Source organism: Aeromonas sp. 600886, from assembly GCF_049174935.1.
Taxonomy (GTDB): Bacteria; Pseudomonadota; Gammaproteobacteria; order Enterobacterales; family Aeromonadaceae; genus Aeromonas; species Aeromonas veronii_A.
In genome coordinates this window covers 75,376-102,354 of sequence record NZ_JAAKUB010000018.1, presented here as the reverse complement: position 1 = coordinate 102,354, position 26,979 = coordinate 75,376, and the positions used below count along the sequence as shown (strand labels likewise).

Below are 26,979 nucleotides of genomic sequence, written 5' to 3'. Positions count from 1 at the left end.
TCCCATGCCGAACTCAGAAGTGAAACGCGGTAGCGCCGATGGTAGTGTGGCATTCGCCATGCGAGAGTAGGACACTGTCAGGCACCTATTTAGAAGAGGCCTCCCATTCGGGAGGCCTTTTTGCATTTCTGCAATTCAAAAAACTGCCCTGCCGCCGGCATTTTAGTAAAAGTGCTGGGCTATCAAGGGATTGCCCGTTACTCTTTAGCCGTTGCCGATTAACACGTGATGCTGCCAGCGAGGTATTGATGGCTACGTTGAAGGAAATTGCACAGGAAGCGGGGGTTTCTCTCGCCACGGTATCCCGGGTACTGAACGAGGATCCCAGCCTGAGCGTCAAGGAAGAGACCAAGCAGCGGATCTTCGAGATTGCCGAACGGCTGGAGTACAAGACCAGCAGCGCCCGCAAGGGGGTACACAAGAGCAAGCTGCACTTTCTGGTGGTCTATGCCTATCCCCAGAGTACCGAGGTCAACGACCCTTACTATCTCGCTATCCGCTATGGCATCGAGACCCAGAGTGCCCGCCTCAATATCGAACTGACTCATCTCTACAACTGCGGTGAAGGGCGCGAACTGAGCTCCGTGGATGGCATTCTGGTGGTCGGCACCCTCACAGCCGAGCGTCTCGTCCAGCTAAGGGCTTGTTCCAGCCAGCTGGTGTTTGTTGACTGCCGTTCACAGGGAGAGTTTGACTCGGTCGATGTGGATCTCGCTCTGATCAGCCAGCAGGTCGTCGACTACTTTATTGCGCAGGGGCACCAGCGCATCGGTTATATCGGTGGCCAGGATGAGAATCCGGATCTGCGCGAACTGGCCTTCCGGGATTATGGCCAGCGGTTGGGGGTGGTGCAGGAGAGCGACCTCTATCGTGGGGATTTCTCCAGTGCCTCCGGCTACCAGTTGGCGAAGGAGATGCTGGCGGGTGACTGGCCCAAGGCGCTGTTCGTTGCCTCCGATTCCATCGCCATTGGTGTGCTGCGTGCCATTCATGAGAAGGGATTGGCGATTCCCCAGCAGATCGAGCTTATCAGCGTCAACGATATTCCGACCGCCAAGTTCACCTTCCCGCCGCTCTCTACGGTGCGGATCCACTCCGAGTTGATGGGCTCCCAGGGGGTCAATCTGCTGGTTGAGCGGCTGCGAGACGAGCGGGATATTCCCCTTCGGGTGCTGGTACCGAGCAAGTTGACCCTGCGTGGTACCACTCGCTGATTTTAGTAAAACATTCTGCTTTTTAGTCGTGCCATCTTGCGGTGGTGCGACACCTCTCCCAAGCAAACCTCTTTCCCATATCATCCAACAACTTCATATCATATTGTTTTATAGTTGATTTTATTGCTAATCAGCCAGCTGCCATCAACATCCATGCCACTCATCCATATCTTGCCTTCCTTTATCTCCCGCTTCTGATCTCGCTCACAAAACCATCTGTTCATTGTGATCAGGTTAAAACTTTACCAATCCAAAGCTGATATTTAGTAAATTTTTATCTAGAGTTTACCCAGTCAAAGTTGCCTTGTTCCGGGAGGACATGTGAATAACTGGGAAAACGTCCAATTCGTTGGTGAAAACAGGCTGGCCCCGCGCGCCTACTTCTTCTCTTATGCCGACCACGCGCTGGCGGCCACCATGCAGCGCGAGCTGAGCCGCCGTTTTCTGAGCCTTGGCGGCCAGTGGCAGTTCCACTACTTCGACCACCCCCTGCAGGTGCCGGAGGCCTTCTATCACAGCCCCATGAGCGAGTGGGGCCAGATCACCGTGCCCAACATGTGGCAGATGGAAGGGCACGGCCAGCTGCAGTACACCGACGAAGGCTTTCCCTTCCCCATCGACGTGCCCTTCGTGCCGACCCACAACCCCACCGGCGCCTATCAGCGCAGCTTCACGCTGAGCCCGGCCTGGGATGGGGAGCAGGTGATCATCAAGTTTGACGGGGTGGAAACCTACTTCGAGGTCTATGTGAACGGCCACTATGTCGGCTTCAGCAAGGGGAGCCGCCTCACCGCCGAGTTCGATATCAGTGCCTACGCCAACATTGGCGAGAACCTGCTGTCAGTGCGGGTGATGCAGTGGGCTGACTCCACCTATATCGAAGATCAGGACATGTGGTGGATGGCTGGGATCTTCCGCGACGTCTATCTGGTGGGCAAACCGGCCGCCCATGTGCAGGACTTCTTTATCCGCACCGCGCTGGCTGATGACAATCAAAGCGCCACCCTGAGCTGCGATATCCAGTTGGAAAATCTGGGGGCTCCCGCCCGTGATCACCGTCTGGTCTGGTCCCTGCTGGATCAGGGCAGTGAGATCGCCAGCGGCTCGCTCGACCATCTCGCCATCGATGGCAAGTGTGATTGCCACTTCACGCTGGATCTGGCCAACCCCCATCTGTGGAGCGCCGAAGACCCTTACCTCTATCAGCTGCAACTCTCCCTCTACAACGGTCAGGGCGAGCTGCTGGAAGTGATCCCGCAGCGGGTCGGGGTGCGTGAAATCAAGGTCAAGGATGGCCTCTTCTACGTCAACGGCCACTACCTCAAGCTGCACGGGGTGAACCGTCACGACAACGACCACCTCAAGAGCCGTGCGGTCGGCATGGACCGTGTTGAACGCGATATCGTGCTGATGAAGCAGCACAACCTCAACTCGGTGCGCACCGCCCACTACCCGAACGACCCGCGCTTCTACGAGCTGTGCGACCAGTACGGTCTGTTTGTGATGGCGGAGACCGACGTGGAGACCCACGGTTTTGCCAACGTCGGCGATCTCAGCCGCATCACCGACGACCCCTTCTGGGAGCCGGTGTTCGTGGATCGCATAGAGCGCCACGTGCACGCCCAGAAGAACCACCCCTCCATCATCATCTGGTCGCTCGGCAACGAGTCCGGCTACGGCTGCAACATCAGAGCCATGTACCAGCGCTGCAAGGCGATCGACCCGACCCGGCTGGTGCACTACGAAGAGGATCGCGATGCCGAGGTGGTGGATGTGGTGAGTACCATGTATTCGCGCGTATCCCAGATGAACTGCTTCGGCGAGTTCCCGATGGAGAAGCCACGCATCCTCTGTGAATACGCCCACGCCATGGGCAACGGCCCGGGTGGCCTCAGCGAATACCAGCAGGTGTTCGACCGCCATCCCCACATTCAGGGTCACTACATCTGGGAGTGGTGCGATCACGGCATTCTGGATCAGGACGAGCAGGGGCGCCCCGTCTACAAGTACGGCGGCGACTACGGCGACTACCCCAACAACTATAACTTCTGCATGGATGGCCTCATCTATCCGGATCAAACCCCTGGGCCGGGCCTGCGCGAATACAAGCAGGTGATCTGCCCGGTCAAGGTGCGCGCGCTGGATCTGGCGAGCGGCAAGCTGGCGGTGGAAAACCGCTACTGGTTCTCCACTCTCGACGACATCCGCCTGCTGGTTGAAGTGAAGGCCGAGGGCGAACTGCTGGCCAGTCAGCAAATCCGGCTGGAAGGGGTGGCTCCCGGTGCCATCACAGAGCTGCAACTCGAATTGCCCACGCTTGATGGGCGGGAAACCTTCGTTCAGCTGCGGGTCATCAAGGCCAGTGCCACCCGTTACAGCGCGGCGGAGCACGAGCTGGGCCAGTACCAGTTCCAGCTGAAAGAGTCGACTCGCCAGCTGCGACCCTTTGCCAACCCCAACGCCACTCCGTTGCATATCGCCGACGAGCGCCTCGACCTGACCCTGAGCGGAAGCGGCTTTGCCCTGCGCTTCTCACGCCTCGACGGCAAGCTGGTGAGCTGGCAGCAGGATGGCAATGAGCTCATCGAGCGCTCGCCGCGCCTCACCTTCTTCAAGCCGATGATCGACAACCACAAGCAGGAGTACGAGAGCCTGTGGCACCCGAACCACCTGCAGATCATGCAGGAGCACTTCCGCACTCTGAGCTGGCGCCAGCTGGGTGAGGCGGTCGAGGTGACGGTGGAGAGCCTGATCGCGCCGCCGGTGTTCGACTTCGGTATGCGCTGCCGCTACGTCTACACCCTGAGCCCGAACGGTCAGCTGCACGTGGCACTGTCCGGTCAGCCCTACGGCGGTTATGACGACATCATCCCCAAGATCGGCTTCGAGCTGGGCATTCGTCAGGATCTCGACCGGGTGCATTACTACGGCATGGGGCCGGGCGAAAACTATCAGGACAGCCGCCAGAGCAACTGGATCGACAGCTTCCAGAGCACAGTCGGCGAGATGTGGGAGCACTACCCCTTCCCGCAGGACAACGGCAACCGCCAGCAGGTGCGCTGGGCGACCCTGACCAACCGCCACGGCGCCGGTCTCTACGTGCGGCCTGATGCCCCCATCAACCTGAGCGTCTGGCCCTACAGCTGGGAGCATATCCACGCGGCGCAGCACATCAACGAGCTGGAACCGAGCGGTTATCTCACCCTCAATCTGGATCACAAGGTACTGGGGCTCGGCTCCAACTCCTGGGGCTCCGAGGTGCTGGACTCCTGGCGGGTGCGCTTCGAGCCGTTCTGCTTCGGCCTGACCCTGCTGCCCATCGCCCGTGGCAACCTCAATCCGGCTGCGCTGGCCGGGCTCGACCTCACCATCAACGGCGGGAGGAACCTCGCATGATCACCCTGGACAACCTGACCCTGTTCAAAAACATCTACCGGGAGGGCAAGAAGTGGGGCCGCTGCGTGGAGGCCATCAACAACCTGCCGAACCTCAAGCCCGGCATCTGCCACTCCATCGGTGACTCCCTCACCTACCGCTTGCAGGAGGGGGCCAGCCCGGCCACCTCACTGTTCGAGGGGCAGCGCCGCTACTTCGACGTCCACTACTACCTGGAAGGGGAAGAGACGGTGGAGTGGGCTGCCAAGCCGGATCTGCGGGTCGAGCAGGCCTATGACGACACCACCGACCGCGAGTGGCTGGCCGGCGAGGTGCGTGAGCGCCAGAAAGTCGGCAACGGTCAGGTGGTGATCTTCGAGAACGATGAAGCCTACCGGTTCGTCGGCGACGGGCCGGTGCGCAAAGTGATCATCAAGGTCACCGTCGAAGGCGGCTACTTCAAGAACAAATAACAAGCCGCCGGTTCTGCACTGACAAAAGCCGGAAGGGCGGGGCTCACCCTACAAATCATGCCCCGCCCTTTCGCGAGATAACTACAGGTCTGGAGATGCACCATGTCTGATTCCAAACGCAATACGATAGGCAAGTTTGGTCTGCTGTCGCTCACCTTCGCGGCGGTATTCAGCTTCAACAACGTCATCAACAACAACATCGAAATCGGTCTGGCCTCGGCCCCGATGTTCTTTCTGGCCACCATTTTTTACTTCATTCCGTTTTGTCTGATCATTGCGGAATTTGTGTCACTGAATAAGAACTCCGAAGCGGGGGTTTATGCCTGGGTGAAGAGCTCCCTCGGCGGTCGCTGGGCCTTCATCTCCGCCTACACCTACTGGTTCGTGAACCTGTTCTTCTTCACCTCGCTGCTGCCGCGGGTTATCGCCTACGCCTCCTATGCCTTCCTCGGCTACGAGTACATTCTCACCCCGGTGGCGACCACGGCGTTGAGCATGGTGCTGTTTGCCTTTGCCACCTACGTCTCCACCAACGGCGCCAAGATGCTCGGCCCCATCACCTCGGTGACCTCGTCCCTGATGCTGCTGCTGACCCTCTCCTACATTCTGCTGGCAGGTGCGGCTCTGGTGGGCGGTGTGCAACCGGCTGACCCCATCACGGTAGAGGCCATGGTCCCCGATTTCAGCTGGGCCTTCCTCGGTATCACCACCTGGATCTTTATGGCAGCCGGTGGCGCCGAGTCGGTGGCGGTCTACGTCAATGACGTGAAGGGGGGCTCCAAGTCATTCGTGAAGGTGATCATCATCGCCGGGATCTTTATCGGCGTGCTCTACTCCATCGCCTCCCTGCTGATCAACGTGTTCGTGCCGAGCGGTACCCTGAAATATACCGGCGGCTCGGTGCAGGTGTTTGAAGGGCTGGCAGCCTACTTCGGCCTGCCGGAGATCCTGATGAACCGCTTTGTCGGGCTGGTCTCCTTCACCGCCATGTTCGGCTCCCTGCTGATGTGGACCGCGACCCCGGTGAAGATCTTCTTCTCCGAAATCCCGGCCGGCATCTTTGGCAAGAAAACCGTCGAGCTGAACGAGAACGGCGTGCCCGCCCGTGCTGCCTGGATCCAGTACCTCATCGTGCTGCCGCTGATGGTGATCCCGACCCTGGGCTCCAACACAGCGCAGGATCTGATGAACACCGTCATCAACATGACCGCCGCCGCCTCCATGCTGCCGCCGCTGTTCATCATGCTGGCCTACCTCAATCTGCGTTTGAAGCTCGACCACCTGCCGCGGGAGTTCAGGATGGGTTCGCGCACCACCGGCATCGCCGTGGTCTCGGTGCTGATCGCCATCTTCTCGGTGGGCTTCCTCGCCTCCACCTTCCCGACCGGCGCCGACATCATGACCATCATCTTCTACAACGTCGGCGGGATCGTGATTTTCCTCGGCTTCGCCTGGTGGAAATACAACAGATACGAGGCCTCCCTCAGTGCCGAAGCGCGTGCCAAAGAGGCCGAGCCGACAGCGCAGGTTGCCATGCAGACGCCATAGCCACTGCATTGAATCCCAATCAAACCGGGTGGCCGTTGGCCACCCGCAAACCGTTGAACCAGAAAAGGAAAAGAGCATGAGCGAGACGATCGAGTTTGCCGAATTCAAACGGGTCGAGATGAAGGTGGGCAAGGTGCTGGAGGTGGTGCGTCACCCCGGGGCCGACAAACTCTACATCGTCCAGATCGACGTGGGTGGCGAGCGGCCGCTGCAGACCGTCACCAGTCTGGTGCCTTACTACAGCGAAGAGGAGCTGATGGGCAGCGAGGTGGTGGTACTGACCAACCTTAAGCCCACCAAAATGCGCGGTGAGCGATCCGAGTGCATGTTGCTCTGCGCCGAGACCCCGGACGAGAGCCAGAGCGTGCTGCTGCAACCGCGGGTGCCGATGGCGCCGGGCACTCCGATCGTCTGAATGGTATTGCGAGCCGGTGCGGGAGACGGCACCGGTTCACCAACGAGGCCGTCCTCGCGGCCCGATCATAACAAGAGAGTAAAGCGCGGGGCCGACAGACCCTTGCCGAACACATCACAGAGTCACAGCGTTACCCGCAGGGAGCGCGAGTCCACTGGAGGACACCATGTCTGAATCCGTACGCGGCACCATAGGCAAGTTTGCCCTGTTGTCGATGACCTTTGCCGCCGTGTTCAACGTGCGCAACATCGTCAACAACAACATCGAGCTGGGGCTCAGCTCCGCCCCCATCTTCCTGCTGGCGACCATCGTCTACTTCATCCCGTTCGTCTTCATCATCGCCGAGTTCGTCTCGGCCAATAAAAACTCCGAGTCGGGGATGTACGACTGGCTGAAAAAGCCGCTCGGCACCCGGATGGCCTATCTGGGCTCGTTTCTCTACTGGTTCGTGAACCTGTTCTGGTTCGTCTCCCTGCTGCCCAACGTCATCGCCTACGCCTCTTACGCCATGCTGGGCTATGAGTACAGCTTCTCGCCCATGGTCACCTCGATCATCTCCATCGTGCTGTTTGCGGCGGCGACTCACATCTCCACCAAGGGGGCGAGCTGGCTTGGCAAGATTGCCGAGATCGTGGCCTACGGGGTGTTTGCCCTGTTCGCCATCTATGTGCTGGGCGCCCTGATGGCTCTGAGTGGCGATCATGTGCCGGCCCAGCCCATCACGCTGGAGGCAATGACTCCCACCGTCAACTGGGCGACCCTCGGCATCATGTGCTGGATCTTCCAGGCGGCGGGCGGTGCCGAAACGGCAGCGGCCTACCTCAATGATGTGAAGGGGGGCCAGAAGTCCTTCATCAAGGTGATCATCAGTGCCGGTATCGTCATCGGTGCCATGTATGCGGTAGGTTCTCTGCTGGTGAACGTGTTCGTGCCGCGCGAGAGCCTCACCTATGCCGGCGGCATGGTGGAGATCTTCACCGGCATGGCCCAGTACTTCGGGCTCTCCGCGGCGCTGGTGGGCCGCTTCGTCGGCGTGGTGCTGTTTATCGCCATGTTCGGATCCATGATGATGTGGACCTCGGCACCGGTGAAGATCCACTTCTCCGAGATCCCGCAGGGGGTTTACGGCGAGAAGACCACCCAGCTCAACGAGCACGGCGTGCCGGTGCGCGCCGCCTGGTGGCAGTTTGTCTTCGTGTTCGCGATGCTGGTGGTCAACGGCTTCGGCTCCGAGTCGGTGCAGCAGATGATGAACACCGCCATCAACCTCACCGCCGGCACAGCCATGCTGCCGCCGATCTTCATCATGGTGGCCTACTTCGTGTTCCGCTGGAAACATGACGACACCCCCCGCGACTTCCGCATGGGGTCGCGCAAGTTCGGGATGGGCGTGGTGTCGGTGCTGATCGCCATCTTCGTGGTGAGCATGAGCGCCTCCGCCTTCCCGGCCGGGGTGGATCTGGTGCGCGCCTTCTTCATCAACGTCTTTATGACCGCGGTCTTTTCGGCGCTGGCCTACTGGTGGATCTCCCGCTTCGAGAAGCGGCAGGCTCGCAAGCTCGCCGGCAATGAGAAGAAAACCGGCAACGGCAAGCTGGCCAGCCAGCGCTGATCGGCTGAGCGAAAAAACGAGACGGGCGGCCTGGGTCGCCCGTTTTTTTATCCATTTCGCGCCGGTTTGGCGCTATCTGGCCGCGGCTCATCAACTTCCGCTATTCGACAAAGCAAAGGCGTTAAGCATTGATGAACAATTAACCGCTGCACAACGTTGCGCCTCTCCGTTATCGGGGTAAGCTGGAGGTTCGTTTTAGCGGGAGGTGCCAGACATCTCCCGCTCTGTTTCTTGTCCTCCCCAATCCTGACTGTCGCCACGGCAGCAGGATGCCCTTCTGATGGAGACCTTTCGTGCGTCTGGATCCCTTTACTGTTGTGTTGATTGCGGTGGTCACCCTGGCCTCCCTCTTTCCCTGCGAGGGGCAGGTGGCCGTCTGGTTCGGTCTGCTGACCAAGCTGGCGGTGGCGCTGCTGTTCTTCATGCATGGCGCCAAGCTGTCGCGCCAGAACCTGCTGGCGGGCCTCGGCCACTGGCGGCTCCATCTGGTGGTGATGCTCAGCACCTTCGTGCTGTTTCCGCTGCTCGGGCTGCTGCTCACCCCGCTGGTACCGGGCTGGCTGAGCCCGGCTATCAACCTCGGTTTCCTCTATCTCTGCGCTCTGCCTGCCACCGTGCAGTCGGCCATCGCCTTCACCTCGATGGCGGGGGGCAATGTGTCGGCGGCGGTGTGCAGCGCCTCGGCCTCTAGCATCCTCGGTATCTTTCTCTCACCGGTGCTGGTGGGGATGATGATCCATGTACAGGGGGAGGGGATCGACACCTGGCACTCCATCCAGTCCATCATGATGCAGCTGATGCTGCCGTTCGTGGTCGGCCACCTGTCGCGTCCGCTGATCGGTCGCTGGGTCGACAGCCACCGTCCGCTCATCGGCAAGCTGGATCAGAGCTCCATCCTGCTGGTGGTCTATGTCGCCTTCAGCGAGGCGGTGGTGCAGGGGATTTGGCACCAGGTCGGTTGGTACGATCTGGCCAGTATCGTGCTGCTGAGCTGCGTCTTGCTGGCGCTGGTGCTCTGCTGGAACGTCTGGATCAGCCGTCGCCTCGGCTTCGACAAGGCGGACGAGATCACCATCGTCTTCTGCGGCTCCAAGAAGAGTCTGGCCAACGGGGTGCCGATGGCCAACGTCATGTTCCCGGCCGCCAGCGTCGGGGTGATGGTGCTGCCGCTGATGATCTTCCACCAGATCCAGCTGATGGTCTGCGCCGTGCTGGCGCGCCGCTATCACGAGCAGGGGCATTGATACTCGCGCCGTTTTGACAGCCATAACAAGAGGGAGGCCCGTTGGCCTCCCTCTTCTCATCTGCATGTCGACCGGCGTGCTAGCGTTTGCGCCAGACGGTCAGCTGCGCCACCGTGTGCTGGTACTTGCGGGCGGTCTCGCGGATGACGAAAGGCACATCCCGGGGCGGGCAGTGCTCCTCGAACTCCGCCGCCAGCAGCCGTTGCAGCGCCTGATAGGTGGTGAGCGCCTCGCCGTTTTCGCGAATGCCGCCGAGCCAGTTGGCGGGCGGGGTATATTCCGCCAGCCAGGTATAGGGGCTGGTGAGCACCAGCAGGCCACCGCTGCGCAGCCGCGGGGCGATATCCCGCAGGAAGCGGGCGGGCTCCCGCAGCCGGTCGATCAGGTTGGAGGCGAGCACCAGATCGTAGTGGTCATATTTGGGCTTGAGGTTGCAGGCATCCCCCTGACTGAAGTGGATGCGCTCAGCCTGACTCGCCCCCAGCCCGTGGCTCGACAGGCGCGCCTCGCAATACTCCACCAGTTCACCCTCCAGCGGAATGGCGTAGCGGAAGCTGTCCTGGCTGGCGAGGGCCAGCGCCACATCGATGAAGCGGGCCGAGTAGTCCACCCCGTCCACATGCTGGAAGTAGCGGGCCAGTTCGAAGCTGGCGCGGCCGGTGGCGCAGCCGATATCCAGCGCCCGCTGGTGGTTGCTGCACAGCTCGCCAGCAAGATCAGCAAGCGTCTTGGCGTAGTTGGCGACCCCGAAGTGGCTCGGGCCGTACTGGAAGTCGAGGTACTGAGCGACCAGCGTGTCGGTTTCATAGGGATTCACGATAACGGGTTCCTGATAACGGGAGACCAGATAGCGGAAACCCGCATGCTGGAAGAAGTGACGCCGGAAGGCGTAACGGGATGATTTGAGCGCTTCGTTACCTGTGCTGATCCAGCTGCCGCCCTTGATCAGGGTGTGCTTGCCATCAAAGGTGGGGGTAGAGAAGTCGTCGTAGAGCGGGTGGATTTTAAAGCCGTCGAAACCATCGATGGCGGTGCTGGTCCACTGCCAGACATTGCCTACCAGATCGAAGAACTCCCCTTGCGGGCAGGCATCCACCGGGCAGGAGGAGGCAAAACGGGCCAGATTGATATTGCCGGGGGCTTGTGTCCAGTCCGGCTGATCGCCGGGTAGCTGCTCGCGCAGCAGCATCCACTCCGCCTCGCTCGGCAGCTGGATGGGGAGTCCGGTCCGGGCCGCCTTCCAGCGGCAGAAGGCAGCCGCCTCCAGCTGGTTTACCTCGACTGGCCAGTCCCAAGGCATGGCGACCAGCTCGGTCATCAGCCGCAGTTGCAATTGTTCGGGCTCGGCGGGGTCACCCACCCAGAAGGTGGGCATCTGCGCCTTGGCGTACTGGCACCAGCCCCACCCCTCCTCATCCCACCACTGTTGCTGGCCATAGCCCCCCGCCTGGACGAAGGCGAGGTACTCGGCATTGCTCACCAGCATGCGGCTGGCCTGAAACGGGGCCAGCTCGATGTTGCGCTCGCCATATTCGTTGTCCCAGCCGTAGGTGGCGTCCTGCTTGCCAAGGCTCACCTTGCCGCCAGCCACCGGCAGCAGGCTGTTGGCGGGCACCTGATCAATACGGTGGCGGGCTTCGGTACAGGCGGGCCAATAAGGCTGCGGCCGCACCCAGGCGAGCGGCAACTGGCGGATCAGCACGCTGGAGGTCTCGAGGTGGATGCGCTCGTGCTCTATCCCCATCAGGATCACCCAGGCCGGGCTCTGCCAGTCGATGGGCAGAGTGAGCGGCATCTGGCGAATAAAATCGCACACCAGCGAACGGACTTTGGCTCGATAGCTGCGCAGCTCGGTGACTTTTGGCCAGTCGTAGTGGGTCTCGTCCAGATCATCCCAGCTCATCTCGTCCACCCCGATGGCGACCATGGCCTCGATGCGGGCATCCAGCCGCTGATCGATCAGGCGTGCCGCTAGCAGCTTGTTGATAAAGAAGGCGGCGGTGTGGCCGTAGTAGAAGATGAGCGGGTGGCGCAGCGGGATCGCCTTGTTGAACCAGGCCCGCTCATCGATCAGACAGTCGAACAGCGAGTCGTAGAGATCGAAGGTCTGGCAGAAGTAGGCGAGCAGTTCGCGCCGTTTCTGCTCGGGATCGCTGCCGGTCAGCAGCGGGGTGCGAGTCGGTTCCGGCAGACCGGTGGCGGTGGCATAGAGAGGGCTTGCTTGGGTCACGCTCTGGCTCCTTGTTGGCAGTGAAGACTGACAAGACAGTGGTAATGACATTACCGCAATGGAGAGCTTGGTACGCACGAAGTACCACTATTGGCTCAACAGACCGGCAGGGCAATTAAAAACTTCCACGGGCTGTCAGCATAGTGACCGGCAAGGCGACCCGCCAATCAGCCACAATCATATCCGTTCGAGAATGGTTATTTTCACCAAAATATGGTCTAAATGGCTCTCCGAATTCTTCGGTTTGTTCTGGGTTTAATGGTTATTTCCTTTTGAATCATTAAGTTAATTTTTGGCTCACGCTTTGCAAAGCATGAAAACCAATTGGCCCTGGATGGCCAACACATAAGGAGGAGAGTAGCGATGAAATGGATGATGGTTGTCATGTTGATGGCGGGGCTCAGTGGGTGTCACTGGCTGGATCAGACCAGAGTGACCGGAACGGGGGCTGTGGTCGAGCGCCAGCAGGTGCTCGGTGACGGGGTGACCCGGGTGCTGGCGGGTGTGCCTGCCACCCTCCATCTGGTAGCGGGGGAGCCGCGCGGCATCCTGATCAAGGGGCAGGAGAACCTGCTGCCCTATCTGGTGCTGACCGAGAGCGGCGACAAGCTGGAGATCGAGGTGAAGGAGGGTTACCGGCTCGAGCCTACCGAGCCGCTGGAGCTGACCATCACCTTGCCGGTGTTGAACGAACTGGCATTGGCCGGGACCGGCAACGGCGATCTGAGCGGCTTCAAGGGGGATTCGCTGGTGCTGTCGGTGGCCGGTACCGGTGACATCGTCGCCAGTCAGCTGGAGCTGAAACGGCTGGAAGGGAATATCGCAGGCACCGGCAGTCTGGAGCTGGGCAGCGGTTCGGCACAGGCCATCGAGCTGAACATTGCCGGTGCTGGCGATGTGCTCGGGAGCGAGATGCGCGGCAAGGAGGTAGAGGTCAATATCGCCGGCAGCGGTGATGTGGCGGTGCGGGCGCAGGAGACGCTGAAAGTCGGCATCGCCGGCTCAGGTAACATCGCTTATTGGGGCGATCCCAAGGTGGAGCAGCAGATCGCAGGCTCCGGCGGCGTGACCCGAGCGGGCAGCTGATATCAACCGATCACCACAACTGAAACAGGCCCGCAACGGGCCTGTTTTGATCAGAGGTGGCGGGCGTGAAAGCGCAGGTGCGCCTCGATAAAGCTCGCCACGAAGTAGTAGCTGTGGTCATAGCCCTCGTGGCGGTTGAGCTCCAGCGGCCACTCCTTGCTGGCGGCCACTTCGGCCAGCGCATCGATATGCAGCTGCTCGGCGAGGAAGGGATCATCCAGCCCCACATCCACCAACGTTGGTAGCGGTGTAACCGGCTGGTGGCGCAGCAGCTGGCAGGCATCCCACTCCTGCCACAGCAGAGGATTGCTGCCGAGGTAGGCACCGAGCGCCTTCTGGCCCCAGGGGCAGCGGCTTGGATGGCAGATCGGGCTGAACGCCGACACCGAGCGGTAGCGACCGGGCTCTCGCAACGCGGCGATCAGCGCACCGTGACCGCCCATGGAGTGGCCGCTGATGGCGCGCCGGGTCGAGACCGGGAAGTGAGTCTCTATCAAGTCAGGCAGCTCGCGGGTGACGTAGTCATACATCTGGTAGTGCGCCTGCCAGGGGCTCTGGCTGGCATTGACGTAAAAACCTGCCCCCATGCCGAGGTCATAACCGGGATCGTCTGCCACCCCGTCGCCGCGGGGGCTGGTGTCCGGCGCCACCAGGGCGATGCCGAGCTCGGCGGCGATACGCTGGGCACCCGCCTTCTGCATGAAGTTCTCATCGGTGCAGGTGAGGCCGCTGAGCCAGTAGAGCACGGGCACCTTCTGGCCGGTGAGGGCCTGAGGCGGCAGATAGATGGCAAAATTCATCTCGCAGCCGAGCACGCTGGCGTGGTGGCGATAACGCTTGTGCCAGCCGCCGAAGCTCTTGTTGCTGCTGATAATCTCCAGATTCATCGAAGGACTCCTGCACCCCGCCCACGATGGCGGGCGGGGTGATCATGCTCAGTAGTGGATGACGGTGCGGATGCTCTTGCCTTCGTGCATCAGATCGAACGCCTCGTTGATCTGCTCAAGCCCCATGGTGTGGGTGATGAAGTCATCGAGGCGGAACTCACCCTGCATATAGCGCTGCACATAGCTCGGTAGCTCGCTGCGACCGCGAACCCCGCCGAAGGCGCTGCCGCGCCAGACCCGACCGGTCACCAGTTGGAACGGACGGGTGCTGATCTCCTGACCCGCTCCGGCGACGCCGATGATGACCGACTCGCCCCACCCCTTGTGGCAGCACTCCAGCGCCGCACGCATCACCTTGACGTTGCCGATGCACTCGAAGGAGAAGTCGACGCCGCCGTCGGTCAGCTCGACGATCACCTCCTGAATCGGTTTGTCGTAGTCGTTCGGGTTGATGCAGTCGGTGGCGCCCAGCTTGCGGGCCAGTTCGAACTTGCTCTCGTTGATGTCGATGGCGATGATGCGACCGGCCTTGGCCAGACGAGCCCCGATCACCGCCGAGAGGCCGATGCCACCCAGTCCGAAGATGGCTACGCTCTCACCCTCTTTCACCTTGGCGGTGTTCATCACGGCGCCTATGCCGGTGGTGACGCCGCAGCCGAGCAGGCAGACCTCTTCCAGCGGGGCGGCCGGGTCTACCTTGGCGATGGAGATCTCCGGCAGCACCGTGTATTCGCTGAAGGTGGAGGTGCCCATGTAGTGATAGATGGGCTGGCCATCTTTCGAGAAACGGGTGGTACCGTCCGGCATCAGCCCCTTGCCCTGGGTGGCGCGGATCTTCTGGCAGAGGTTGGTCTTGCCGGATTTGCAGAACTTGCACTCGCCGCACTCGGGGGTGTAGAGCGGGATTACATGATCCCCCACCTTGACGCTGGTGACGCCCTCGCCGACCGATTCGACGATGCCGCCCCCCTCGTGGCCGAGAATGCAGGGGAAGACCCCTTCCGGATCCTCACCGGAGAGGGTGAAGGCATCGGTGTGGCAGACGCCGGTCGCGACGATGCGCACCCGCACCTCGCCCGCTTGTGGCGGCATGACCTCGACCTCTTCGATAGAGAGGGGCTGACCCGGACCCCAGGCGATGGCGGCTTTACACTTGATGCTTTGAACCTGTGCCATGAATGACATCCTTCTTGTTGAGCAGGGTGAACAGAGATGAGTTCGGACAGTCAGTGTAGTTTCCCGCCGATTTGGTGATAATGAGGGCAAATCTCAAATCACTTTTACACATAGGTAATAATGTTCGGCTGGGAAGGGATCTGTGAATTTGTCAGCGTGGCGGAGCAGGGGGGCTTTACCCCGGCGGCGCGCAAGCTGGGAGTGTCGGTGGCGCAAGTGAGCCGTCAGGTGGCACAGCTGGAAGATCGGCTGCAGGCCAAGCTGCTGCTGCGCACCACCCGTCAGGTGCGGCTCACCGAGCTTGGCGAGATCTACTATCGCCACTGCCGTCAGCTGCTCGACAACCTCTATGAGGCGGAACTGGCGGTGGGGCGCCATCAGGCGGTACCGCAAGGCTCGCTGCGCATCACTCCGTCTCCTATGGCGAGAGCCGCATCGCCCCGCTGGTGAATGACTTCATGGTGCGTTTCCCCCAGCTGGAGGTGACCCTCAACCTCACCAACCAGCTGCTGGATCTGGTGCACGAAGGCTACGATCTGGCGCTGCGGCTCGGTCATCTCAAGGACTCGACGCTGGTAGCGCGCAAGCTGGCGCAGCGGGTGCCCTATGTCTGCGCCTCACCGGCTTACACCGCCCGCCACGGCATGCCCAACAGCCTCTCCGAGCTGACCCGCCACACCTGTCTGGTGGGCAACAGCGACGAGTGGCACTTCACCCTGGATGGCCGCCCCCACAGCGTGCGGGTGCGCGGCTTGCTGCAGTGCAACAGCGGCCACGCCCTGCTGGACGCGGCGCTCAAGGGGATCGGCATCATCCAGCTGCCGGACTACTACGTGAGCGACCATCTGGCCCGAGGGGAGCTGATCGAGTTGCTGCCTGAACTGCGGGCCCCGGCGGAGGGAATCTGGGCCCTCTATCCCCACAACCGCCACCTCTCCCCCAAGGTGCGGCTGCTGGTGGACTATCTGGCCGAGCGGCTGAGCGACCCTCACCAACCGGCGCTGGTGATGCCCATAGGCTAGGGCTCTCCCCAGCCGTTGACTCACCGGCGGCGGGCGACAGGTGCGATGGCCTGAAAATAAAAGAGCCCTTGAGGAATCAAGGGCTCTTTTGCAGGTAACAACCGGATAGTCAGCGACCCATCATTCGATGTTCTGGATTTGCTCGCGCATCTGCTCGATGAGGACTTTCAGCTCGACGGCGGACTGGGTCACTTCGGCGTTGATCGACTTTGAACCAAGCGTGTTCGACTCGCGGTTGAACTCCTGCATCATAAAGTCGAGACGACGGCCGCAGGCGCCACCCTTCTTCATGATCTTGTTGGTCTCGCTGATGTGCATCTCCAGACGATCCAGCTCTTCGGCTACGTCGATCTTCTGGGCCAGCAGCACGATCTCCTGCTCGATGCGGGCCGGATCCAGCTCCACCTTGGCTTCGGCCAGACGGTCGGTGAGCTTCTGGCGCTGCCACTCGATGATCTGCGGCAGGTGGACGCGCACCTTCTTCACTTCCACCTGAATACCGGCCAGACGCTGTTCGATCAGCGCCTTGAGGTTGGCCCCTTCGCTGGCGCGGGAGGCGAGAAAATCTTCCATGGTCTGGTCAAAACCGCCGAGCAGCTCGGTGGCGACCGCGTCCATGTCCTGCTCGGCGGCAGCCATGACGCCCGGCCAACGCAGTACGTCGACCGGATTGAGCTGGCCCTGACCCGCCTCTTTCATTACCCAGCTGGCGCTGTCGATGATGAGCTTGGCCAGCTCTTCATTGATATGGAGCTGGCTGGCTGCGGCCTGAGCGGCCTCGAAGCGCAGGTTGCACTCCACCTTGCCGCGCTGCAGTTTGGCGCGGAAACGCTCACGCAGAACCGGCTCCAGGCTGCGCAGTTGCTCCGGCAGGCGAATGTAGGTCTCCAGATAACGCTGGTTGACCGAACGGATTTCCCAAACGGCTGTGCCCCAGTCGCCCTTGAGTTCCTTGCGGGCGTAGGCGGTCATGCTGTGAATCATTGATTGTTCCGGGCTTGATGAAGTGTGCGGCCAGTATACTCAGCCCGGCCCTGCTCGTCAGCCGATGCCGTGGTTTTAGCGGCTGATATTTGGGGCGGGATCACTTATAATCCCCCGCCAATTTGAGCCAGCCCAGAGGTCCGTTCCATGTCACGTCCAAGCGATCGCAGTGCCGCGCAACTTCGCCCGGTTACCATTACCCGCAATTTCACCAAACATGCAGAAGGCTCAGTGCTGGTGGAGTTCGGTAACACTCGCGTGCTCTGCACCGCCAGCGTCGACACCAGCGTGCCGCGCTTCCTGAAAGGGAAGAATCAGGGCTGGGTCACCGCCGAGTACGGCATGCTGCCGCGCTCCACTCACTCCCGGATGAACCGCGAAGCGGCCTCCGGCAAGCAGAGTGGCCGCACTCTGGAGATCTCCCGTCTGATCGCCCGCTCCCTGCGCGCGGCGGTAGACCTGACTGCGCTGGGCGAGCACTCCATCACAGTTGACTGTGACGTGCTGCAAGCCGATGGCGGCACCCGCACCGCCTCCATTACCGGTGCCTGTGTGGCGCTGGTGGATGCGCTGAACTGGATGGTGGAGAAGGGCATGATCAAGCAGAGTCCGCTCAAGCAGATGATCGCCGCCGTTTCCGTCGGCATGTATCAGGGCGAAGCCATCTGCGATCTGGAGTACATCGAAGACTCCGCCGCCGAGACCGACATGAACGTGGTGATGACCGAAGATGGTCGCATCATCGAGGTGCAGGGCACCGCGGAGGCCGAGCCCTTCACCCATGAAGAGCTGCTGGAGATGCTGGCGCTCGCCAAGGGCGGCATCGCCGACATCATTGCGCTGCAGAAGCAGTCGCTCTCCTGATTTTAAAAACGCGGCATTGACCGCGTTTTTTTATACCCCCACACAAGACAACGACAAGCCAAGCAAGGAGCCAGAATGAAAGCCTACCAGCGTCAATTTATCGAGTTCGCCCTGGAGAAACAGGTCCTCAAATTCGGTGAATTTACCCTGAAATCCGGTCGTAAAAGCCCCTACTTCTTCAACGCCGGTCTGTTCAACAGCGGCCGCGATCTGGCCCGTCTCGGCCGCTTCTATGCCGCTGCTCTGATGGATGCCGGCATCGAGTTTGATGTGCTGTTTGGCCCGGCCTACAAGGGGATCCCCATCGCCTCCGCCACCGCCGTACAGCTGGTGGAGCAGCACGATGTGGATGTGCCCTGGTGCTTCAACCGCAAGGAGGCCAAGGATCACGGCGAGGGCGGCAATCTGGTGGGCAGCCCGCTCAAGGGGCGCATCATGCTGGTGGACGACGTTATCACCGCCGGCACCGCCATCCGTGAATCCATGGATCTGATCCAGGCCAACGGCGCCTCGCTGGCGGGCGTGCTGATCGCGCTGGACCGTCAGGAGAAGGGCAAGGGCGAGCTCTCCGCCATTCAGGAGGTGGAGCGTGACTACGGCGCCCACATCATCGCCATCATTCAGATGAGCGACCTGATTGCCTATCTGGAAGAGAAGCAGGCCGAGCAGCCGGAGCTGGCGGCGCAACTGGCTGCCATGAAGGCTTACCGCGCCCAGTACGGTATCTGAGTCGCAGTTCACACCGCACAATAGTTGAAGGCGGCGCCCGTTGGCTCTCTGGCAGCAAACGGGCGCCGTTTTTTTCATCTGCAAAAAGTGGATCATGTGGCTTGAGTTTACCCTTGCAGTAAAGGTTAGGGTTTGCCAGTCGGCGTTTTGTGGTGCCGACGGGTTCCGGGGAGGAACAACATGACCACTCATCTTCAATCACCCATTCATCTGCAATTGCCGCTCAGCGGCATGAGCTGCGCCAACTGCGCAGGCCGCATCGCAGCCAGTCTCAACAAACTCGACGGGGTATCGGCCACCGTCAACTTCGCGCTGGAGCAGGCTGCCATCGAGCTGGCCAGCCCCGATCGCCTGCCTGCGGTGCTCGACAGCATCAAGAGTCAGGGTTACGACTACGGAAGCGAGACCATCCAGTTTCAAATCACCGGCATGACCTGTGCCGGTTGCTCGGCTCGGCTGAACAAGATGCTGGCCGCGCTGCCCGGCGTTATCTCGGCCGAGGTCAACTTCTCTATCGAGCAGGCCCGGATCGTACTGGTCCCCGGGATGCAGACGCCCGCCGCTTTGCGCGAGCAGATCGAGGCGCTCGGCTTTGGCGCCCAGCTGGCACAAGGCTCGGCCAGCGGCCGCCGCCAACAGTTGCTGGAGCGGGAAGCGCAGGAAGCCGCCACAGCCCGTCAGGCGCAGACCCGGGTCATCATCTCGGCGCTGCTGACTCTGCCGCTGCTGGTGGGGATGCTGGCCATGGCCGGACTGTTCCCCTGGCATCTACCCGCCTGGCTGGAGCTGGTGCTCGCCACCCCGGTGCAGTTCTGGATCGGGGCCCGTTTCTATCGCGGCGCCTGGCTCGCCATCAAGAACCGCGCAGCCAATATGGATGTGCTGGTGGCCACCGGCACCAGTGCGGCCTACTTCTACAGCCTCTATCTGTTGTTGACGCTGGGGATGGCTGCCAGCGGCAAGCTCTATTTCGAGGCGAGCGCCATCATCATCACCCTGATTTCTCTCGGCAAGTTGCTGGAGGCACGGGCCAGACGCAGCACCCAGTCCGCCATTCGCGAACTGATGGCGCTGCGACCGGAAACTGCCACCGTCTGGCGTGGCGAGAGTTGGCAGAGCGTCGCTATCGACGAGGTGCTACGTGGCGATCGGCTGCGGGTGCTGGTGGGTGAGCGGGTGCCGGTGGATGGCAGAATCGTGAGCGGCGCCAGCGAACTGGACGAATCGATCCTCACCGGCGAGAGCCTGCCGGTGCCGCGCAGTGTGGGCGGCAAGGTGCTGGGCGGTGCCATCAACCGCTCCGGCGTGCTGGAGATCGAAGCCACGACAGTGGGGGAGGACTCCAGCCTCAACAAGATCATCGCGCTGGTGGAGAGCGCCCAGATGGGCAAGGCCCCGCTGCAACAGCTGGTGGACAAGGTCTCTGCCGTGTTCGTACCGGTGGTGATGGCCATCGCCTTTTTCACCCTGCTGGTGTGGTACGCCATCAGCAACGACTTTGCTCAGGCGCTGCTGGCAGCGGTGGCGGTGCTGGTGATCGCCTGTCCCTGCGCGCTGGGGCTGGCGACCCCTGCCGCCATCGTCACCGGCACCGGGGTGGCGGCCCGTCACGGCATCCTGATCAAGGATGTGGATACCCTGCAGAAGGCCCACGCCATCAAGGCGCTGATCTTCGACAAGACAGGCACTTTGACCCAAGGCAAGCCCGTGCTAGCCAGCTGGAGCGGCAACGACGAGCAACTGCGCCTCGCTGCCGCCCTGCAGCAGGCGAGCGAACACCCGCTGGCGCTGGCGATGCGCGAGGCAGTCGGCAAGGAGGCGATACTGCCTCAGCCCGATGAGGTAGAGGTGCGGGTCGGTGCCGGCATAGTCGGTCAGGTGGCGGGCCACAGGGTCGCCATCGGCAATGGTTCCCTGCTGGCCCAGCTCGGCATTGAACCGCCGCAACAGGATGAACAAGCCGCCGATGGGGCGACCCGGGTTTGGGTCGCCATCGACGGCGTGGTGGCCGGTATCGCGGCGCTGGCTGATACCCTGCGACCCGAGAGTCCGGAAGCCATCGCCACCCTGCGCCAGCGTGGCATTGCCAGCTGGCTGGTGAGTGGCGATGCACCGGCGCCGGTGGCCCATATCGCCGCCAAGCTGGGGCTGGACGGGGCCTTTGACTCCGTGTTGCCAGCGGGCAAGGTGGAGAAGGTCGCGGCGCTGCGGGCGCAAACCCGCGGGCTGGTGGCCATGGTGGGGGACGGGGTGAACGACGCCCCGGCGCTGGCGGCGGCGGATGTCGGTATTGCCATGGGCTCCGGCTCCGACGTGGCGATGGAGACCGCTTCCATCACCCTGATGCGATCTGACCCGCGGCTGGTGGCCGATGCCATCGACATCTCGGCGGCCACTTGGCGCACCATACAGCAGAATCTGTTCTGGGCCTTCGTGTTCAATATCATCGGCATTCCGCTGGCGGCGCTGGGCTACCTCAGCCCCGAGCTGGCGGGGGCGGCCATGGCCCTGAGCAGCATTACCGTTTTGAGCAATTCCCTGTTATTGAAACGCTGGCAGCCCAGGGCGGCGCACGGGCCAGCATCCAACCCGATCAGTAAGGAGGCATAAATGAACATCAGCAAGGTTGCCAAGGCCACTGGGCTGACCGCCAAGACCATCCGTTATTACGAGAGCATTGGCCTCATCACCGCCCCGGTACGCAGTGACAACGGCTATCGCAGTTACACCGAGGGGGCGTTGCGCGAGCTGCGTTTCGTCAAACGGGCGCGGGAGACCGGCTTCAATCTGGAGGAGTGTCAGGAGCTGCTGGCACTCTATCGGGACGAGCACAGAACCAGTGCCCAAGTGAAGAAGCTGGCGCAGGAGAAGATCGTCGATCTGCGCGCCCGCATTGCCGGCTTGCAGGCCATGCTTACCTCCCTGGAAGGGCTGGTCTGCTGCTGCCACGGGGATGAAAATCCAGAGTGCCCGATCCTCGACGAATTAGAGAAGGGGTGAGCAAGGACTCACCTGCCAGCGCAGAAGAAATCGTTGTTGATTGATTAACTTCTTAATAAGCGGCGCTTTATTGTTGCGGGTCAGGGGGTAATGGTAGACTGCTCGGCTCTTGTACAGGAGTACTCAGTTGACCCAGAGTGTGACACGCCAGGTTAAGCAGGCCATTATGGCCCAGCTCTATACCCATGCATCGTTCAGTCTCCCCTGTTTGGGCGTGTTGGCATTTGGCTGGAGTCTGCTGTTTCACGACTATCTACCCGCCATCGAAGCGCTCGGTTGGCTGGCTGGCACTTTCCTGTGGCTGCTGGGTCGGGGCTGGCACCTGCGCTGGCGCCGAACCCGCCTGCACCAGACGCCGTTGCCGGTGCTGGAGCGGGAGCTCTTTATCGGAGCCACTATCACCTCCATCATCTGGGCCCTCGGGGTGCTGCTCTACATGGACAAGCTGCCCGATACCTACCGGGCCGCCATGATGATGCTCTCCAGCCTCATTCTGACCGGCAGCGCCATCATGCTGTTTGGCAGCCGCCGTACCCTCTATGGTTCCGCCCTGCCGCTGGGCATGGCGATGCTGTTCGAGCTGGGCAATGGCAACGAGCAGGAGCGGATCGTCTCCTGCATGCTGGCGGGCTATCTGTTTGTCTTTCTGCCGACCCTGTTGCGCCGGATGCGGCGGGATCAGATCGCCTCGCTCCACCACCGTTTCTCCAACGCCGAGCTGGTGGCCGAGCTGAAGGCGGTCTCCGAGCATTTGCGTCTCACCTCTCGCCTCGACGGCCTGACCGGCATCGCCAACCGCGCCCATCTCGACGACTCTCTGGAGCGGGCCTGGCGGCGCTGTCACCGAGCCCGGGCGCCGTTGTCGCTGGTGCTGGTGGATGTGGATTACTTCAAGCAGTTCAACGATCTCTACGGTCATCAGCTGGGGGATGACTGCCTGCAACAGGTGGCGGGCTTGCTGGCCGAGGTGGAGCGGCGCGAGGATGATCTGGCGGCCCGTTACGGGGGCGAAGAGTTTGCCCTGCTGCTGCCCTGCACCGGCATGCAGGGGGCATTGCAGGTGGCCGACAATGTGCGGCAGGCACTCAAGGAGCTGGCCATCCCGCACCAGAAGTCACTGGTCTCCGGTCGGGTCACATGTAGTTTTGGTGTTGCGACACTGATACCGGACAACAGCATGAAAATCGCCGATTTGATCCAAAAAGCGGATGCGGCCCTGTATCAGGCCAAGCATAATGGGCGGGATCGAATCGAAGTAGCCTTGATGGGTAAGGTTGCCTGAATTTAACGTGACAGATTAAAGAGGTTGTCTATGCAATGTCATCGTATCGAAGAGCTGCTGGAGTTGTTGCAGCCTGCCTGGATCAAGGAACAGGATCTCAGCCTGGTGCAGTTTGTTGCCAAACTGGCCCAAGAAGCGGGATTTGAAGGGCCTCTGTCCGAGCTGACCGACGACATGCTGATCTATCACCTCAAGATGCGGGAATCCGATAAGCAGGCGATGATCCCCGGTCTGGCCAAGGATCATGTGCCCGATTTCAAAGAGGCACTGCTCAAGGCCCGCGGAATCAAGTGAATCTTTAGCGGAAGCGCATCACCTCGGGGTGATGCGCTTTTTTGTTGCCGAAAATTGCGATCCAACCCCAATATTAGATACATCTAATCCACACAATTAGCATGCTGTTTAAGATATAATCCGCTCCATAACAAATAAGGGAGCGATGTCTTGCAATGGCCGACCACGATAAAATCGATATCAAGGACGTCACCGACAAGGGCGTAACCGGGACCTTCAACCCCAATACGTTCAAAGCCAGCGACGACAGATTCAACCCGGGCAACCGCATCTATGTGCGGGCCCAGAAAGGGTATTGGCAGCGGATGCGCAAGGCCATGGGCTGGTTCTTTGTGGCGCTGTTCGTGCTGTTGCCCTGGCTGCGTTACGACGGGCGACAGGCGGTGCTGTTCGACCTCGGTCATCAGCAGTTCCATATCTTTGGCGCCACCATCTGGCCGCAGGATCTGACCCTGCTCGCCTGGCTCTTCATGATCGCCGCCTTCGGACTCTTCTTTATTACCACCTTCCTCGGTCGGGTCTGGTGTGGCTATCTCTGCCCGCAGACGGTCTGGACCTTCATGTTCATCTGGTTTGAAGAGAAGCTGGAAGGGCCCGCCAACAAACGGCGCAAGCTGGACGAGGCGCCCTGGAGCGGCGAGAAGCTGGCCCGCAAGGGGGCCAAGCATCTGGCCTGGCTGGCGATCTCGCTGGTAACCGGCCTGACCTTCGTCGCCTACTTCCAGGATGTAACTGAACTGGTGCCGGACCTCTTCACTCTGCAGGCCAGCGGATGGGTGCTGTTCTGGGTGATCTTCTTCACCATCATCACCTACGGCAACGCGGGCTGGATGCGTGCCATCATGTGTATCCACATGTGCCCCTATGCCCGCTTCCAGTCCGCCATGTTCGACAAGGACACCTTCATCGTCGGCTATGACACCAAGCGTGGCGAGACCCGTGGCGCCCGCTCCCGCAAGGCGGATCCCAAGGCGATGGGATTGGGTGACTGTATCGACTGCGATCTCTGCGTGCAGGTTTGCCCGACCGGTATCGATATCCGCGATGGCCTGCAGTATGAGTGCATCAACTGCGGTGCCTGCGTCGATGCCTGCGACCAGACCATGGAGCGGATGGGCTACCCGAAAGGGCTCATCAGTTACACCACCGAGCACAAGCTGGCCAACGACTCCACCCATGTGGCTCGGCCCAAGTTGATTGGTTACGGGCTGGTGATGGCGGTGATGCTGGGGGTCTTTGTCTACAACGCCATGTCCATCATGCCGATGGGGCTCGATATCCTGCGGGATCGCAACCAGCTGTTCCGCGAAAACAGCGAGGGGCTGATTGAGAACACCTACACCCTCAAGATCCTCAACAAGACCCTGCAGTCCCAGACCTACCAGCTGGATGTGGAGGGCTTGCCCGAGTATCAGTGGTTCGGCCCCCGTGAAGTGACCCTGAAGGCGGGCGAGATCTATACCCTGCCGGTCAGTCTGGCGGTCGACCCCTACAACCTGAAACGACCAACGCTGGATATCCAGTTCGTGCTGAAGCGGGAGGGAGCTGCCCCTGATGACAGCAAGGGCAACCTGCGCCAGGGCAGCAAGTTTATCAGTCGGCTGTAACTGCATGTGGTGGTGTGCCGGATGTGACACCAGTCCGGTCACCAGCGAGCACGGCAATGGCGGTCAGTAGTGATAGAATGGGGCGCAACGGCGCCCCTTTCTTATGGTGGATGACATGCGTTTCAACTATTCCGACCTCAATCCCGACCTCATCATGGATGCGCTCGATCTCAGTGGCCTGCGACTCGACTCCGGCCTTATCGAGCTCAACAGCTACGAAAACCGGGTCTATCAGTTTCAGGATGAGGATCGTCGCCGCTATGTGGTGAAGTTCTACCGTCCCGGCCGCTGGAGCCGGGCCCAGATCCTCGAAGAGCACGAGTTTGCCACCCGTCTCGCAGAGGCTGAGATCCCGGTCGCCGCGCCGCTCGCCTTCGCGGGCGAGACCCTGCTGGAGCACGAGGGTTACCCCTTTGCCATCTGGCAGAGCGTCGGTGGCCGCCAGTTCGAGGTGGATAATCTCGACCAGCTTGAGTGGGTGGGGCGTTTCCTCGGTCGCATTCATCAGATCGGCGCCAGCAAGCCGTTTCACCATCGGGTGCGGCTCGATGTGGAGAGCATGCTGCATGAACCGCGTCAGCTGCTGGCGTCTGGCGAGTGGCTGCCAAGCGGACTGGCGAAACAATTTTTCGGGGTGCTCGATGAGCTGATCAAACATGTCAGCGACGCCATGACCCTTGATGTGGCGCAGATCTCCCTGCATGGCGACTGCCACCCGGGCAACATCCTGTGGCGCGACGGCCCCATGTTTGTCGACCTCGATGATTGCCGAACCGGCCCAGCGATTCAGGATCTCTGGATGATGCTGAGCGGCGAGCGCCACGAGCAGCAGATCCAGCTTGACACTCTGCTGGCGGGTTACGAGGAGTTTATGGAGTTCGACTCGCGGGAGCTGGCGCTGATCGAGCCGCTGCGGGCGATGCGCATCGTTCACTACATGGCGTGGCTGGCGCGGCGCTGGGAAGATCCCGCCTTCCCCCGTCACTTCCCTTGGTTCAATACCGATCACTACTGGCGTCAACAGATTGCGACCCTGCACGATCAGCTGGAAACGCTGAAGGCACCGCCGTTGACCCTGATGCCGGGGTGGTAACTTATCCGGCGGCCAGCAGATAGCCCCACCTTTGGCACGATTAGCCGGAGGCACTCAAGGCACCACCGTTGAGCCTGATGCCAAACTGGTGAAATAGAAGGGATCTTGCGCGGCAAGGGGGACTCGATCTCCGGCCCTGACCATTGACGTCAGCATGGCGAAACAATAGGCTTGGCACTGCTTCGGTTCGCCGGGCGTGCCTCACAGTGATCCCTTAACAGGAAACATCATGAAAAAAGTTCTATTTTTCCTTGCTGCCATGCTGATGATCCCCATGGTTCACGCCGCCCCCGAGTTCAAGGAAGGCGTCAACTACGATGTGGTCAAACAGACTGGCAGTGCCCAGCCGGAAGTGATGGAGTTCTTCTCCTACTATTGCCCGCACTGCGCTACCTTCGAACCGATCGTTGAACAGTTGAAGGCCGGGTTGCCAGAGGGTGTGCCCCTCAAGAAGAACCCGGTTGCTTTCCTCGGTCGCGAGATGGGCCCCGAGATGCAGCGTGCCTATGCCGTTGCCAGCCTGCTCAATGCCGAAGCCAAGCTGACTCCGGCCATCTTCACCAAGATCCACACCCAGCGTCAGCCGCCGATGAGCCGAGACGATGTGAAGCAGATCTTCGTGGACAATGGCGTACCGGCTGAAGAGTTTGACGGCGCCGTCGACAGCTTCGCCGTCTCCGGCATGGTTTCCCAGTTCGATCGCAACACCGAGAGCTACAACATTCGCGGTGTACCGGCCTTCCTGGTGAACGGCAAGTACATGGTGAAGATTGAATCCATCACCTCTCAAGAGCAGTTCAACCAGCTGGTGCAGTTCCTGCTGGCCAAGAAAGACTGATACCTT

The 26,979-nt window shown here is 61.1% G+C and carries 21 protein-coding genes and 1 pseudogene; 18 read left to right on the top strand and 4 right to left on the bottom strand.

What is annotated here, in order from left to right; all coding sequences use genetic code 11:
• Nucleotides 1-248 precede the first annotated feature (248 nt).
• The 7 genes from ebgR (at nucleotide 249) to G5179_RS14570 (ending at nucleotide 9,881) form a co-directional block, all read left to right on the top strand.
• On the top strand, nucleotides 249-1,214 hold the full coding sequence (ebgR, locus tag G5179_RS14600) for a transcriptional regulator EbgR (protein WP_265783721.1): 966 nt from the start codon (nucleotides 249-251) through the stop codon (nucleotides 1,212-1,214).
• A gap of 321 nt (nucleotides 1,215-1,535) precedes the next feature.
• The gene (ebgA, locus tag G5179_RS14595; RefSeq protein ID WP_421258609.1) at nucleotides 1,536-4,610 is read left to right on the top strand and encodes a beta-galactosidase subunit alpha; all 3,075 of its coding nucleotides are present in this window, start codon (nucleotides 1,536-1,538) and stop codon (nucleotides 4,608-4,610) included.
• Nucleotides 4,607-5,062, top strand: coding sequence for a beta-galactosidase subunit beta (locus G5179_RS14590; protein ID WP_149153830.1), 456 nt, complete (start codon nucleotides 4,607-4,609; stop codon nucleotides 5,060-5,062). The genes ebgA and G5179_RS14590 overlap by 4 nt, the downstream gene beginning before the upstream one ends.
• Nucleotides 5,063-5,164: 102 nt before the next feature.
• Nucleotides 5,165-6,610 (top strand): amino acid permease, encoded by a 1,446-nt coding sequence (locus tag G5179_RS14585; protein WP_421255723.1) that lies wholly within the window; start codon nucleotides 5,165-5,167, stop codon nucleotides 6,608-6,610.
• 76 nt (nucleotides 6,611-6,686) lie between these two features.
• Nucleotides 6,687-7,025, top strand: coding sequence for a tRNA-binding protein (locus G5179_RS14580; RefSeq protein ID WP_005342042.1), 339 nt, complete (start codon nucleotides 6,687-6,689; stop codon nucleotides 7,023-7,025).
• Between the two features lie 166 nt (nucleotides 7,026-7,191).
• Nucleotides 7,192-8,637 carry an amino acid permease gene (locus tag G5179_RS14575; RefSeq protein ID WP_421258608.1) on the top strand — a complete coding sequence of 482 codons (1,446 nt, stop codon included), beginning with the start codon at nucleotides 7,192-7,194 and terminating at the stop codon, nucleotides 8,635-8,637.
• Nucleotides 8,638-8,930: 293 nt separating this feature from the next.
• Complete coding sequence (locus G5179_RS14570) at nucleotides 8,931-9,881, top strand: bile acid:sodium symporter family protein (RefSeq protein WP_421258607.1); 951 nt, start codon at nucleotides 8,931-8,933, stop codon at nucleotides 9,879-9,881.
• Nucleotides 9,882-9,960: 79 nt separating this feature from the next.
• Here the strand turns inward: G5179_RS14570 and ovoA are convergent, their stop codons facing one another.
• Nucleotides 9,961-12,111, bottom strand: a complete 2,151-nt coding sequence (gene ovoA, locus G5179_RS14565) for a 5-histidylcysteine sulfoxide synthase (RefSeq protein WP_421258606.1) — start codon at nucleotides 12,109-12,111, stop codon at nucleotides 9,961-9,963.
• 363 nt (nucleotides 12,112-12,474) lie between these two features.
• On the opposite strand from ovoA, the gene G5179_RS14560 reads away from it, so the two are divergent.
• Nucleotides 12,475-13,197, top strand: coding sequence for a head GIN domain-containing protein (locus G5179_RS14560; protein WP_421254331.1), 723 nt, complete (start codon nucleotides 12,475-12,477; stop codon nucleotides 13,195-13,197).
• 50 nt (nucleotides 13,198-13,247) lie between these two features.
• Here G5179_RS14560 and fghA read toward each other — a convergent pair whose 3' ends face one another.
• Nucleotides 13,248-14,084 (bottom strand): S-formylglutathione hydrolase, encoded by an 837-nt coding sequence (gene fghA, locus G5179_RS14555; protein WP_139494387.1) that lies wholly within the window; start codon nucleotides 14,082-14,084, stop codon nucleotides 13,248-13,250.
• Nucleotides 14,085-14,132: 48 nt separating this feature from the next.
• Nucleotides 14,133-15,260: an S-(hydroxymethyl)glutathione dehydrogenase/class III alcohol dehydrogenase gene (locus tag G5179_RS14550; RefSeq protein ID WP_167570651.1), complete on the bottom strand. Its 1,128-nt coding sequence runs from the start codon at nucleotides 15,258-15,260 to the stop codon at nucleotides 14,133-14,135.
• A gap of 120 nt (nucleotides 15,261-15,380) precedes the next feature.
• Between G5179_RS14550 and G5179_RS14545 the strand changes: the two are divergent.
• Nucleotides 15,381-16,282, top strand: a pseudogene (locus G5179_RS14545) (LysR substrate-binding domain-containing protein).
• A gap of 120 nt (nucleotides 16,283-16,402) precedes the next feature.
• Here G5179_RS14545 and G5179_RS14540 read toward each other — a convergent pair.
• Nucleotides 16,403-17,266 carry a YicC/YloC family endoribonuclease gene (locus tag G5179_RS14540; protein WP_042031958.1) on the bottom strand — a complete coding sequence of 288 codons (864 nt, stop codon included), beginning with the start codon at nucleotides 17,264-17,266 and terminating at the stop codon, nucleotides 16,403-16,405.
• 147 nt (nucleotides 17,267-17,413) lie between these two features.
• Here G5179_RS14540 and rph point away from each other — a divergent pair, with 147 nt between their 5' ends.
• The 9 genes from rph (at nucleotide 17,414) to G5179_RS14495 (ending at nucleotide 26,973) form a co-directional block, all read left to right on the top strand.
• A complete protein-coding gene (rph, locus tag G5179_RS14535; RefSeq protein ID WP_005339589.1) occupies nucleotides 17,414-18,130 on the top strand; it encodes a ribonuclease PH in 717 nt (238 codons plus the stop codon).
• Nucleotides 18,131-18,205: 75 nt separating this feature from the next.
• Nucleotides 18,206-18,859 carry an orotate phosphoribosyltransferase gene (gene pyrE, locus G5179_RS14530; protein ID WP_005356114.1) on the top strand — a complete coding sequence of 218 codons (654 nt, stop codon included), beginning with the start codon at nucleotides 18,206-18,208 and terminating at the stop codon, nucleotides 18,857-18,859.
• Between the two features lie 180 nt (nucleotides 18,860-19,039).
• Nucleotides 19,040-21,469, top strand: coding sequence for a heavy metal translocating P-type ATPase (locus G5179_RS14525; RefSeq protein WP_421258605.1), 2,430 nt, complete (start codon nucleotides 19,040-19,042; stop codon nucleotides 21,467-21,469).
• Entirely contained in the window at nucleotides 21,470-21,859 is a 390-nt protein-coding gene (cueR, locus tag G5179_RS14520; protein ID WP_005356117.1) for a Cu(I)-responsive transcriptional regulator, read from the top strand. It abuts the gene before it with no gap.
• 127 nt (nucleotides 21,860-21,986) lie between these two features.
• Nucleotides 21,987-23,141 (top strand): GGDEF domain-containing protein, encoded by a 1,155-nt coding sequence (locus tag G5179_RS14515; RefSeq protein ID WP_319919244.1) that lies wholly within the window; start codon nucleotides 21,987-21,989, stop codon nucleotides 23,139-23,141.
• 30 nt (nucleotides 23,142-23,171) lie between these two features.
• A complete protein-coding gene (locus tag G5179_RS14510) occupies nucleotides 23,172-23,435 on the top strand; it encodes a YihD family protein (RefSeq protein WP_005339598.1) in 264 nt (87 codons plus the stop codon).
• A 155-nt stretch (nucleotides 23,436-23,590) separates the two neighbouring features.
• Complete coding sequence (gene ccoG / locus G5179_RS14505; RefSeq protein ID WP_204384697.1) at nucleotides 23,591-25,042, top strand: cytochrome c oxidase accessory protein CcoG; 1,452 nt, start codon at nucleotides 23,591-23,593, stop codon at nucleotides 25,040-25,042.
• A gap of 103 nt (nucleotides 25,043-25,145) precedes the next feature.
• Nucleotides 25,146-26,135, top strand: coding sequence for a serine/threonine protein kinase (locus tag G5179_RS14500; protein ID WP_139438151.1), 990 nt, complete (start codon nucleotides 25,146-25,148; stop codon nucleotides 26,133-26,135).
• 229 nt (nucleotides 26,136-26,364) lie between these two features.
• Nucleotides 26,365-26,973 carry a thiol:disulfide interchange protein DsbA/DsbL gene (locus G5179_RS14495; RefSeq protein ID WP_421258604.1) on the top strand — a complete coding sequence of 203 codons (609 nt, stop codon included), beginning with the start codon at nucleotides 26,365-26,367 and terminating at the stop codon, nucleotides 26,971-26,973.
• The last annotated feature ends 6 nt before the right edge of the window (nucleotides 26,974-26,979 follow it).

Coding starts and splice junctions, on each gene's coding strand:
- ebgR (WP_265783721.1), top strand. CDS start 249: ATGGCTACGTTGAAGGAAATTGCACAGGAAGCGGGGGTTTCTCTCGCC.
- G5179_RS14590 (WP_149153830.1), top strand. CDS start 4,607: ATGATCACCCTGGACAACCTGACCCTGTTCAAAAACATCTACCGGGAG.
- G5179_RS14585 (WP_421255723.1), top strand. CDS start 5,165: ATGTCTGATTCCAAACGCAATACGATAGGCAAGTTTGGTCTGCTGTCG.
- G5179_RS14580 (WP_005342042.1), top strand. CDS start 6,687: ATGAGCGAGACGATCGAGTTTGCCGAATTCAAACGGGTCGAGATGAAG.
- G5179_RS14575 (WP_421258608.1), top strand. CDS start 7,192: ATGTCTGAATCCGTACGCGGCACCATAGGCAAGTTTGCCCTGTTGTCG.
- G5179_RS14560 (WP_421254331.1), top strand. CDS start 12,475: ATGAAATGGATGATGGTTGTCATGTTGATGGCGGGGCTCAGTGGGTGT.
- fghA (WP_139494387.1), bottom strand. CDS start 14,084: ATGAATCTGGAGATTATCAGCAGCAACAAGAGCTTCGGCGGCTGGCAC.
- G5179_RS14550 (WP_167570651.1), bottom strand. CDS start 15,260: ATGGCACAGGTTCAAAGCATCAAGTGTAAAGCCGCCATCGCCTGGGGT.
- G5179_RS14540 (WP_042031958.1), bottom strand. CDS start 17,266: ATGATTCACAGCATGACCGCCTACGCCCGCAAGGAACTCAAGGGCGAC.
- rph (WP_005339589.1), top strand. CDS start 17,414: ATGTCACGTCCAAGCGATCGCAGTGCCGCGCAACTTCGCCCGGTTACC.
- pyrE (WP_005356114.1), top strand. CDS start 18,206: ATGAAAGCCTACCAGCGTCAATTTATCGAGTTCGCCCTGGAGAAACAG.
- G5179_RS14525 (WP_421258605.1), top strand. CDS start 19,040: ATGACCACTCATCTTCAATCACCCATTCATCTGCAATTGCCGCTCAGC.
- cueR (WP_005356117.1), top strand. CDS start 21,470: ATGAACATCAGCAAGGTTGCCAAGGCCACTGGGCTGACCGCCAAGACC.
- G5179_RS14510 (WP_005339598.1), top strand. CDS start 23,172: ATGCAATGTCATCGTATCGAAGAGCTGCTGGAGTTGTTGCAGCCTGCC.
- ccoG (WP_204384697.1), top strand. CDS start 23,591: ATGGCCGACCACGATAAAATCGATATCAAGGACGTCACCGACAAGGGC.
- G5179_RS14500 (WP_139438151.1), top strand. CDS start 25,146: ATGGTGGATGACATGCGTTTCAACTATTCCGACCTCAATCCCGACCTC.
- G5179_RS14495 (WP_421258604.1), top strand. CDS start 26,365: ATGAAAAAAGTTCTATTTTTCCTTGCTGCCATGCTGATGATCCCCATG.